Raw genomic sequence first — 10362 nt, 5'->3', positions numbered from 1 at the left:
GCATCCCATGAGCATCACGTTGCTGGTGACCGACAAGGACCTGAACGTGGTCGGCGACCCGATCGCCGACTGGGACTCGCTCAAGGTCACCCGGACCGACAACGCGCCGGCGTCAGGGCAGCTGTCCCTCGCCGCCCGCCCGGAGGTGATGGCGCAGCTGCAGCCCGGCCACCGCCTGGTCGTGATCCGCGACGGTCAGGTCTGGACGGCCGGCCCCATGGAGATCCCGCAGGAATGGCAGGAGGGCCTCGGCGGCGCCGACGGCGGCCAGGACGAGCCCCCGCCCGGCGGCGTGGAGGTGAACTTCTCCAGCGACCTGGCGGTGATCGCCGGGCACCTGACCTACCCGAACCCGGCGCTGCCGGCGAGCTCGGCGTCCCAGCCCGCCAACTACGTCCGCACCGGCGTGGGCGGCGAGGCGCTGCTGCGGGACCTGGTCAACCTCAACGCCGGACCCGGCGCGCTGGCCGCCCGCCGCGTCCCGCGGCTGGTGCTGGGCGCGCCCGCCGGCGTCGGGACCGCCACCGCGGTGACGACCCGGTTCGAGCCGCTCGGCGACGTGCTGCGCAAGGTCGCGCTCGCCGGCGGCAACCTCGCGTTCGACACCCGCCAGACCAGCGGCCCGGACGGTGACCAGATCCTGTTCGAGGTGCGGGCCCGCCGGGACCTCACCGACACCGCCCGATTCAGTTTCGATCTGAACAATCTGCGCTACGTCCGGTACAAGCTGTCGGCCCCGACCGTGACCAGCGCGATCGTCGCCGGGTCCGGCGAGACCAGCCCGCCGGTCGTGGAGGTCACCGACACCGGCGCCGAGACCACCTGGTGGCGGGTGGAGAAGTACGTCAGCGGCCCGGCCGAGACCGACGCCGACGGCGAGCTGACCGCCGCCGGGCAGCAGGAACTGGCCGGCGGCGCGAGCCCGGTCGAGCTGACCACCCTGACCGTGGACACCGATGATCTGCGCGCGGGCTACGACTTCGGCATCGGCGACCTGGTCACCGTCGCCCTGCCCACGGGGCTGGAGGTCGCCGACTACGTCCGCACCGACACCCTGACCGCCACCCCCGACGACGGCGAATCGGTCGTCAGCGTGGTCGGCACGCCGGACGCGACCACCGACCGCCGCCTGGTGCTGCTGATCCGCGAGCTGTCCGCGCGGCTCGGCCGCCTGGAAACACGATGATGAGGAGGTAGCGCATGGCCGAGCTGTCCTGGCCCGCCGCGGCCTACAACTCCGGCGCCGTCACCGACGCCGAATACCAGCGGCTCCCCTGGGACGCCGACGGCCTGGTCGGCTCCCCCTCCGAGGCCAGCGACGCCGTCTACGCCAACTCCAGCGGCCGCGAGGTCCACGTCCGGGCCGACCGCCACGGCCGGGTCCTCGGCCGCGCCTGGACCTCCGGCGGCACCGAGCTCACCCTGCCGATCGCCGCCAACACCTCCGGCCTGACCCGCGTCGACCTGGTCGTGCTGCGGCTGGACCGCGCCACCTGGCTGGTGCGCGCCGCGGTCCGCCAAGGCACCCCCGGCTCCGGCGCGCCGGCGCTGGTCCGCCAGAGCGGCGACACCGGCGTCTACGAGGTGCCGGTGGCGGAGGTGACCGTGCCCACCGGCGCCGCCGTCATCGCCCCCGGCCAGGTGCGGATGCGGCCGCTGTACCAGGGCGGCGCGATCCGCCCCGTCCGCCAGCTCGGCGACGCCTCCGGGCTGCTCGCCGCCGGCGACATCCTCTACCAGGGCGGCACCTGGTACGGGTGGAACGGGACCGCGGCGACGCCGTTCGTGGACGACACCGGCGACGTGGCGATCTCTCTGAACGCCAAGTGGCGCGAGGACGGGTCCTGCCTGGTGCGCCGGGTCGGCGGCACCGTCGACATCGAGGTCAACGCCATCTTCGGCAACATCCTCAACGAGGTGATCTTCAAGGGCGACATCAGCGGGCTGGTGATCGCCACGATTCCCGTCGGGTTCCGGCCGCCGCGCAACAAGTACTTCGCCGCGATCTTGTCCGGGGCCCGGTACTTCCGGCTGAGCGTGCAGCCCGACGGCAAGATCACCGCCTACTGGGCCAGCCACGACCTGACCTACAACACCTCGCTGCGCGCGAGCCTGACCTACGTCCAGTGAGGAGACCACGGCCATGACGCGGTACTGGTTCGGGGGCACCCCGGCGGACTACACCGTCACCCCCGGGAGCGGCAACGTGGTGCTGTTCGCGCCCGGCGCCACCCTGACATGCTGGAACGCCCAGGTCGGCGGCACGCAGTACACCGACCTGCGCAACGCGGTCGGCGGCGCCGTCACCTCGGTCACCTCCGGCGACGGCGTCACCGGACCCGCCGGCGCGACGCCGCGGTTCCAGGCGCCCGACGAGGTGCTGACACTGTGGATCGACGGCGGCACCGGCACCCGGTACCTCATGGTCACCACCGACCTGCCCGCGCTGCTCGCCGGGAAGATCTCCCGGGCGGGCGACTCCATGGACGGCGACCTGCTGCTGGCCGACGACTCCCCCGCCGCCAGCCGCGACTACGTCGACGCGCGCGCCGGCGGCGCCCCCTCCATCCTGGTGTTCGGGTACGGCGGGATCGTCTCCCCCCGCGCCGGGGTCGAGCGGATCTACAACGACGTCGGGCGGCCGCTGACGATCGGCACGGTGCGCGCGTCGGCCGGGACGGGGCCGGCCGGGCAGGCACTGATCGTGGACGTCCACAAGAACGGCACCACGGTCTACACCAACCAGGCCGCCCGGCCGACCATCGCGGCCGGGCAGCAGACCGGCACCGGCGGAACGCCCGACGCGCCGGTGTGGTCGCCGGGCGAGTACCTGACCGTCGACGTCGACCAGGTCGGCACCACCACCCCCGGCTCCGACCTGACCGTCACGATCGTCGCGAGCTGAGGACGACATGGCTGCTCCCGTCGCGCACACCGCCGCCGGCGACGTCACCACCGGCACCGTCCCCAACCTCGGCACGGTCACGGTCGCCAAACCCGCCAACACCAGCAGCGGCGATGTGCTGGTCGCCGTGCTCAACAGCTCGGTGTCCGGCGGGACGTGGGATGTCGTCCCGGCCGGATGGACCCAGCAGGCCATGTTCGCCGTCCAGCGCAACACGGCGGTGTTCACCAAGCCGATCCCCTCGGCGGCCGCCGAAACCGCGACCGACTACACCTGGCACACCACCGGCGGAGCCGGCCGCACCGGCGCGATCGTGTTCCGCTGCACCGGCGTCGACGGGGCGCAGCCGGTCGACGCGGTCGGCGCCGGCGTCGGCTCGGGCACCACCTCCATCGTGGACCCGGCCGTCACCGCCGTCTCCGGCGAGGCGCTGCTGCTCGCGGTGTTCTCCTCCTACCTCAACACCGGCACCGCCAACACCATCACCCCGCCGCCCGGGATGAGCAGCGTCGGCGGCTACACCATCAACTCCGGCACCGCGACGACCGTGCACCTGGTGTGCGCGCAGGCGCTGTCGGCCGCGGGCTCGACCGGGACCCGGACCGCGTCCGTGGCCCCGGCGGGCACCGGCGCCGCCGGCATCATGCTCACCCTCAACCCCGGGTCGGTGCCCGGCCCGCCCGAACCGCCCGTCGCGCACACCACCGCCGACGACACCGCGGCGGCGTCGGTGACGTCGTCGGCCGTGCTGCGCGTCCCGCGTCCGGCCGCGACCGCGAACGGCGACCTGCTCGTGGCGGTCCTGGCGCACCGCAACTCCGGGCCCGCGTTCACCACCATCCCGCCCGGCTGGGCGCCCGCCCCGGTCGCCTACACCGCCAACGGGGTGCTGGCCGCGTACTGGCGGCATGTCACCGACGCCGCGGGCGAACCGCCGGTCTACACCTGGCGGTCGCCGAACGGCGCGGCCCGCGCCGCCGCCACGGTGTTCCGGGTGACCGGCGCCGCTCCGCCCACCGCGGACGGCGGTCCGATCGACGCGGCCGGAGCCGCGACCGGCGCCGGGACCACCGCCATCGTGGACCCGGCCGCCACCCTCACCGCGCCCGCGACCCTGCTGCTGGCCTGCCACATGACCACCGCCACCAGCACCGCGACCCCGGTCGTGTCCCCACCCGCCGCCATGACTCAGATCGCGGCCGTGCCCGTGGTGACCGGGTCGGCGTCGCTGCACCTGCAGGTGTCCGGGCAGGGCGTGACCGCGTCCGGGTCGAGCGGCACCCGCACCGCCGCGGTGTCGCCCGCGGCCGGGTCGGTGGCCGGGTTCCTGCTGGCGATCGCGCCGCCCGGGTACGGCACCGCGCAGCCGCCGCAGCTGCGCGCGCGCCTGGCCGGCGGCGTCACCACCGACCAAGCCCGCGTCACCGCCGCCACCCAGTTCACCTCCGCGGTACGGTTCGCGCGCTCGACCAGCCCGGCGATGACCTCACCGACCTACACCGCCGCGACCGCGCCCGACCGCGACGGCCTGGCCGCCGCCGTCTTCACCGGCCTCACCCCCGGCACCCGGTACTGGTGGGCGGTCGAGCTGGACGGCACCCTGGAGACCGGCCACCTCGGCACGTTCCGCACCCTCCCGGCCCCGGGCGAGCCGACGTCGTTCAGCTTCGCGGCCGCCAGCTGCGCCGACACCAACTCGAACGCCGACAGCTTCGCCGACGCCGCCGCGCGCACCGGGCCGACCGGCGAGCCCGCGCTGTTCACCGTGCACCTGGGCGACATGCACTACCAGGACATCGGCACCGACGACCCGGCGTGGGCGCTGGCCGCCTGGCTCAACGCGCTCGGCCAACCCAACCAGGCCGCCTTGTACGCGGCCGCGCCGCTGGCCTACACCTGGTCCGATCACGACTTCGGCGGATCCAACGTCGCCGCCGACTCCCCCGCCGCGGCCGCCGTACAGGCCGTCTACCGGCGGCTGGTCCCCTCGCATCCGCTGCCGGGCGATGGCGCGGGGATCTACCAGTCGTGGCAGGTCGGCCGGGTCCTGTTCGTCATGACCGACGGCCGGTCCTACGCCTCGCCGATCACCGCGCCCGACACCGCCACCAAGACCAAGCTCGGCGCCGCGCAGAAGGCATGGCTCAAGGACCAGTTCGCCGCGCCCGGCGTGGGCCTGGTGATCTGGTGCCACGAGGACGCCTGGCACAACGCGAGCACGTTCACCGGCGACGACACCTGGTCGGCCTACGCCACCGAGCGCGCCGAGCTCGCCGCCTACATCCAGGCCAACGACGTCCCGCTGCTGTACGTGCACGGCGACGTCCACGCCCTGTCCCACGACGACGGCAGCCACGTGCCCGGACGGTTCCCGCTCATCAGCGTCAGCCCGTGGGACCAGACCACCTTCATCGGCAACGGCGCCCTGACGAGCGGGTTCTACCCCGACCCCGTCTCCACCACCGTCAAGAGCCAGCAGTACGGATGGTTCGACGTCCTGGACAACGGAACGCAGATCGTCGTCCGGGCTCTCGGCATCGCCGACGGCCAGGTCGTGCTGCGCACCGAGATGTCCTGGGGCATCACCCGGCACCTGGGCTGGGGCATCCCCCTGTGACCGAGCGGAGGTCCGGTGCCCAATGACCCCACCCTCGGCGAGCTCGCGCGCGTTCTGGCTGACTTCCGCGCCGACGTCCGCGACGACTTCACCGCGATCAACACCCGCCTGGACACGTTCGTCCTGCGGGACGTGTACGCCGCCGACCGGGCCGCCCTCGAATTCCGGCTGGCGCGGATGGAACGCGAGGCCGAGGCCGCGCGCGCAGCCGCGCGCACCGCGATCTACGGCTGCATCGGCGCCGTGCTCGCCTCGGTCTTGGCCGGGATCGTGCTCGCCGTGCTGTTGAAGGGGGGACGATGAAACCCGGCCCCCTTCCCGGCCCCCTTCCCGGGCGCCCTTCCGTCCCCGCCGCGGGCCTGCGCACCGGCCGGCGTCGGCTCGGCGGCCGCGACGCGCTGGTGCTCCTGGCCGTCGTGGTCGTTGTGGTCGGCGCGTCCTACGTCACCGCGCTGGTGGCGCAGCTGCGCACCGACCGCGCCGCCCTCGAACGCGACCGCGCCACGCTGGAACGGCAGGTGCAGACGCTCGCCGGTCAGGTCCGCGGCTTGGGCGGGACCCCGGCAGTCTCTCCCGCGCCGCCCCGCAGCAGCACCCCCGGCGCGCCCGGAGCTCCCGGGGCGCCGGGTGCCAGCGGCCGCCCCGGCGCCGGCGGGCCGTCCGGCTCCCGCGGCCCCACCGGCAAGCCCGGCACGGCCGGGTCCCCCGGGCACGCCGGGCCGTCCGGCGCTCCCGGCGCCAGCGGCCAACCCGGAGCGCAAGGGCCGCCCGGCGCCACCGGGCCGCGCGGCGAACAGGGCGAACGCGGCGAGCCGGGGCCGCGCGGCGAACCCGGCCCCGCCCCGCCGACCGTGTACTGCACCCCGCCCACCCCACCGGCCACGGCCTGGACCTGCACCACCAACCCACCGGAGGACCATCCGTGAAGATCATCAGCCGCGCAGGCTGGGGCGCACGCGCGCCCCGCGCGCACTCGTCCACCACCTGGTCGGCACGCAGAGAGTTCGTCGTGCACCACTCCGAAGGCCCGATCAGCCAGACGCCGCGCAGCATCCAGGACTTCCACATGGACTCCCGGGGCTGGTCCGACATCGGCTACAACTTCCTGGTCAACCACCGCGGCGAGATCTACGAGGGCCGCGGGTGGCTGGTCATCGGCGCGCACGCCACCGGCCACAACAGCAGCGGGATCGGCGTGTGCGTGATCGGCCGGGACGGGAGCGACATCACCCCGGCCGCCAAGGCCGCGGTGCGGTGGCTCTACGACACCGCCTGCCACAAGGCCGGCCGGGCCCTGCTCAAGCGCGGCCACGGCCAGCTGTCCGGCAACTCGACCGACTGCCCGGGCGCGACGCTGCGCGCGTGGGTCAAGGCAGGGATGCCCGCCGCCGGCAGCGGCGGGACCGACTGGATGGAGGTCCTGGTGAACACACTCCCGACCCTCGGCAAGGGCGACCGCGGCGAGCACGTCGAAACCGTGCAGGGGCTGCTGCTCGCGCGCAGCCACCCGGAGGTGAAGATGACCGGCGTGTACGACGCCGGCACCGAGGCCGCCGTCAAGGCCGTGCAGAAGTGGGGCGGCGTTGACGCCGACGGGATCGTCGGGCCGAAGACCTGGCCCGTGCTGCTGCGGGTGCACTGATGGCCGACGTGGACGAACTCGCGCGCGAGGCGTACGCCGCCTACGGTGCCGCGACCGGCGGCCAGGACCACCGCGGCGAACCGCTGCCCACCTGGGATGACCTGCCCGCCGAGACCCGCTCGGCCTGCCGCGCCACCATCGCCTACATCACCGAGAGGATCCGCCCCTACGACTGCCCCTGACCCGGCGCCCTGCCGCCCGCGTGTCCTCACGACTCGCTCGTCCCGACCGGCGTACGCGACCCGAGGAAGAACACTGTGACCTGGACGATCCACCACGGCGACGCGCTCGCCGTGCTGCCCACCCTGCCGACCGCGTCGGTCGGCTGCATCATCACCGACCCTCCCTACAACTCCGGCGGCCGCACCGCCACCGAACGCCGCAGCGATTCGATCCGCGGCAAGTACGTCAACGGGAACGCCAAGCACGCCCTGGCCGACTTCGCCGGCGACAACCGCGACCAGCGCAGCTTCGGGTACTGGCTCACGCTCGTGCTGTCCGAATGCCTGCGCGTCGCCGAGCCCGGCGCGTCCGCGCTGGTGTTCACCGACTGGCGGCAACTGCCCGCCACCTCCGACGCGCTGCAGGCCGCCGGGTGGACCTGGCGCGGGGTGATCCCCTGGCGCAAACCGATCAGCAGGCCGTGCCGCGACGGGTTCCGCCGCGAGTGCGAGTACGTGCTGTGGGCCTCCTCCGGTCCCCCGGCCCGCCACCCTGAACCGGTGTATCTGCCCGGGCTGGTCGAGGGCTCACAGCCGCGCGGGAAGGAACGCCGGCACATCACCCAGAAACCCGTCGCCGTGCTGCGGCAACTGGTGCGGGTGTCCCCGCCCGGTGCCGTGGTGCTGGACCCGTTCGCCGGCGCCGGGTCCACCGGCGTGGCCGCGCTCGCCGAGGACCGTGCCTTCATCGGCTGTGAGATCACCGAGCACTACGCCACGATCGCCCGCGAACGCCTCACCGCCGCGGCCGCCGACGGGGCCGGGGCGGTCGGCGAACCGGTCGGCTGACCCGCACCACCCGGCGGCCGCGGCCGCACCGTCCGCGGCCGCGCCGCGATCAGCCCGGCCGCGTACAGCGCCTCCACCACCGCGGCCGCGCGGTCGGCGTCGGTGGTGTGCGGCGTCCACGTCACACCGGTCAGCGCGCGCTGGGCGATCAGCTCGGCGCGGCGCACGGCCGCCAGGTCCCCGCGGGCGGGGACCAGCTGCGGGCGGCGCGCCTCGCCAGCGTGGCGCAGCTGCGCGCCGGTCCCGGTGACCGGACGGCCGCAGACGCCGCACACCGGGGCGGTGGCGTCGGGGCTGGTGTCGAGACGGGCGGCGTGCCGGGCGGTGTGGGCGACGGTGCGGGCCGGCGTGGGGTCCATCGCTGTGCACTCCCTGGAAGGTGCGCCTACAACCATCAGCGTATCCCGGCGCTGTGACGTGCGCCGATGCATTTGTCTGTCACCCAACTGGAGGACCCGGTGTCCGATCTGATCACCAGCATCATCCGCGACTGGACCGGCAAGCTCGTCGGCGCCGTGGTGGGCCTGGCGCTCGCCGCCGGCGTCACCATCCCCGCCGACCTGTCCGCCCAGGCGACCGCCGCGATCAGCGGCGTCATGCTCGTGGCGGTGCAACTGGTCTACTACGTGGCGGTGCGGGCAGCCGAGCAGCGCTGGCCCGCCGCCGGGCGACTGCTCGGCGCCGCCTCCGCCCCCGGCTACGGCCTGAACGTCCCCATCCACACCCGCCTGGTGATCGACCACGAGAAGACCGGCGCCGAGGTGGCCGCCTTCTACCAGCAGCTGCAGAACCAGCTGCTCACCGTCCAGCGGCAAGCCCAGCAGCAGGCGAGGGGCGGATCACGATGATCTGCTGACACGACATATCCGGCGGCGGTACCGTCCGCTACGCCGGGGCACCCGCGCCCAGCAGGGAGGGCCCGGGAACGGTCGACGCCCGGCCCTCCCCGAACGGGGAGGGCCGGGCGTTTCGTCATGTGGCCGTACGCTGGACGCTCCGCCAAGCAGACCGGTCACACCTCGCGGACCCGCGCCCGCAGCACCCACGCGACCTCCCGCACCGCGACCGCCGGACCGACACCGGGCCGAGCCGCTCCCCGCGGTGCGGGCCGTCCACCCACACGTACCCCTCGCCGGCCGCGGCAGCGGTCTTGCTGGCGACGCCGATCTTCCACGGGCCGCGGTGGCGGTAGATCACGCGGACGTACTGCTCGGGATCACCCGCCTGGTACCACTCGTGACCGGCGGGGGTCTTGATGTGCACCGCGGCCACGTCCGGGACCAGGCGGCGCAGCTCGGCGAGCAGATCGAACAGCGGCCCGTACGGATCGGGCAGCCACGCCATGGTGGTCATGGTCATGGGTTTCCTGGTCCTCCTGGCTAGGTGTGGGTCGGGGGTGGTTGGAGCGGGTGCGCGCGGCTATCCCCGCCAAGGTCCGCGCTGCGCGCACCCGCCCGTGTGGAGGCGCGGCGGCGTCTGCCCGGTGCTCCCCTCAGGGTGGGAAGGGAGGACGGGTGGACGCCGCCGCGCGCCGCGGCCCGGCTGCTACCCCGACCGGTGCAGCCCGCCGCGGGTCTATAGGGAGCGCCGCTCCAGCGTCCGCGTGACCAGCCGGACGGCGTCGCTGATCATGTGCGCCGGGGCGATCGGGATCAGGGCGCCGGACGGCGGCCGCCAGTGCAGCCACTCCCAGCCGCCGGGCCGCAGCGGCTGCCACACCAACGTCGGCAGCGCGGCCGGCGCGCGGCCCGGGCGGGGCGCGTCCATCCGCGTCAGCGTCAGCGACCCGTCGTCGCGCAGCCGGGCGGCCCAGCCGTTGCGCTCCAACGCGATTTGCATCATCACCGCCCGCGTCGGTTGGGCGCCCATGCCGCCTCCCCCCACCCAGGCGGCATCGACTCGGCGGGGAACCCGCGGCCGTACGCGGGCGAGGCGGTAGGCGGGTGCTGGGTCCCGCCGCCGGCGCGCACGGGGTCGTGCGCGCCGGCGGCGGGACCATCCCCCCTCGCGGGTGCCGAGCCGGACCGGCCCGGCGCCCAGGCATCTGCGGAACGGGAGGCCGCACGACGGTCCACGGCCGCATGACGGTCCGCGATCACCATTGCGGCCAGCGCCTCGGGGTCGCCGGCCTCCACCAGACGCTGCCACTCCGGGGGCTGGCTGGTGTCGATCGCCCACCAGCGGCCGG

General features: G+C 74.6%; 13 protein-coding genes. 10 read left to right on the top strand and 3 right to left on the bottom strand.

Going from position 1 to position 10362, the window contains the following annotated elements; translation table 11 throughout:
• Window positions 1–7: 7 nt before the first annotated feature.
• The 9 genes from GEV43_RS39815 to GEV43_RS39775 all read left to right on the top strand — a co-directional run bounded on the left by GEV43_RS39815 (window position 8) and on the right by GEV43_RS39775 (window position 8174).
• Complete coding sequence (locus GEV43_RS39815; protein WP_160825781.1) at window positions 8–1186, top strand: siphovirus ReqiPepy6 Gp37-like family protein; 1179 nt, start codon at window positions 8–10, stop codon at window positions 1184–1186.
• Between the two features lie 14 nt (window positions 1187–1200).
• On the top strand, window positions 1201–2130 hold the full coding sequence (locus GEV43_RS39810) for a hypothetical protein (protein ID WP_160825780.1): 930 nt from the start codon (window positions 1201–1203) through the stop codon (window positions 2128–2130).
• A 13-nt stretch (window positions 2131–2143) separates the two neighbouring features.
• Window positions 2144–2905, top strand: coding sequence for a hypothetical protein (locus GEV43_RS39805; RefSeq protein ID WP_206681594.1), 762 nt, complete (start codon window positions 2144–2146; stop codon window positions 2903–2905).
• 7 nt (window positions 2906–2912) lie between these two features.
• Window positions 2913–5522, top strand: a complete 2610-nt coding sequence (locus GEV43_RS39800; RefSeq protein ID WP_160825779.1) for an alkaline phosphatase D family protein — start codon at window positions 2913–2915, stop codon at window positions 5520–5522.
• Between the two features lie 15 nt (window positions 5523–5537).
• Window positions 5538–5825, top strand: a complete 288-nt coding sequence (locus GEV43_RS39795; protein ID WP_160825778.1) for a hypothetical protein — start codon at window positions 5538–5540, stop codon at window positions 5823–5825.
• Entirely contained in the window at window positions 5822–6448 is a 627-nt protein-coding gene (locus GEV43_RS39790; protein WP_160825777.1) for a collagen-like protein, read from the top strand. The genes GEV43_RS39795 and GEV43_RS39790 overlap by 4 nt, the downstream gene beginning before the upstream one ends.
• On the top strand, window positions 6445–7164 hold the full coding sequence (locus GEV43_RS39785) for a peptidoglycan-binding domain-containing protein (RefSeq protein ID WP_160825776.1): 720 nt from the start codon (window positions 6445–6447) through the stop codon (window positions 7162–7164). Before GEV43_RS39790 ends, GEV43_RS39785 begins: the two co-directional genes overlap by 4 nt.
• Window positions 7164–7346 (top strand): hypothetical protein, encoded by a 183-nt coding sequence (locus tag GEV43_RS39780; protein WP_160825775.1) that lies wholly within the window; start codon window positions 7164–7166, stop codon window positions 7344–7346. The genes GEV43_RS39785 and GEV43_RS39780 overlap by 1 nt, the downstream gene beginning before the upstream one ends.
• A gap of 75 nt (window positions 7347–7421) precedes the next feature.
• Window positions 7422–8174, top strand: coding sequence for a site-specific DNA-methyltransferase (locus GEV43_RS39775; protein ID WP_160825774.1), 753 nt, complete (start codon window positions 7422–7424; stop codon window positions 8172–8174).
• On the opposite strand, the gene GEV43_RS39770 is transcribed toward GEV43_RS39775, so the two are convergent.
• Window positions 8096–8533: a hypothetical protein gene (locus GEV43_RS39770; protein ID WP_160825773.1), complete on the bottom strand. Its 438-nt coding sequence runs from the start codon at window positions 8531–8533 to the stop codon at window positions 8096–8098. The two genes, GEV43_RS39775 and GEV43_RS39770, sit on opposite strands and share 79 nt — an antisense overlap.
• Before the next feature lie 99 nt (window positions 8534–8632).
• Between GEV43_RS39770 and GEV43_RS48620 the strand changes: the two genes are divergently transcribed.
• Window positions 8633–9022, top strand: coding sequence for a hypothetical protein (locus tag GEV43_RS48620; RefSeq protein WP_206681593.1), 390 nt, complete (start codon window positions 8633–8635; stop codon window positions 9020–9022).
• Between the two features lie 124 nt (window positions 9023–9146).
• Here the strand turns inward: GEV43_RS48620 and GEV43_RS39760 are convergent, their stop codons facing one another.
• Both GEV43_RS39760 and GEV43_RS39755 read right to left on the bottom strand, forming a co-directional pair.
• Entirely contained in the window at window positions 9147–9533 is a 387-nt protein-coding gene (locus GEV43_RS39760; RefSeq protein ID WP_160825772.1) for a hypothetical protein, read from the bottom strand.
• A gap of 216 nt (window positions 9534–9749) precedes the next feature.
• Window positions 9750–10043 carry a hypothetical protein gene (locus tag GEV43_RS39755; protein ID WP_160825771.1) on the bottom strand — a complete coding sequence of 98 codons (294 nt, stop codon included), beginning with the start codon at window positions 10041–10043 and terminating at the stop codon, window positions 9750–9752.
• Between the last annotated feature and the right edge of the window lie 319 nt (window positions 10044–10362).

This window comes from Actinomadura sp. J1-007, assembly GCF_009793335.1.
Classification (GTDB): domain Bacteria; phylum Actinomycetota; class Actinomycetes; order Streptosporangiales; family Streptosporangiaceae; genus Spirillospora; species Spirillospora yumaensis.
The sequence above is the reverse complement of the archived record's forward strand: the minus strand, read 5'-3'. Positions and strand labels throughout refer to the sequence as shown.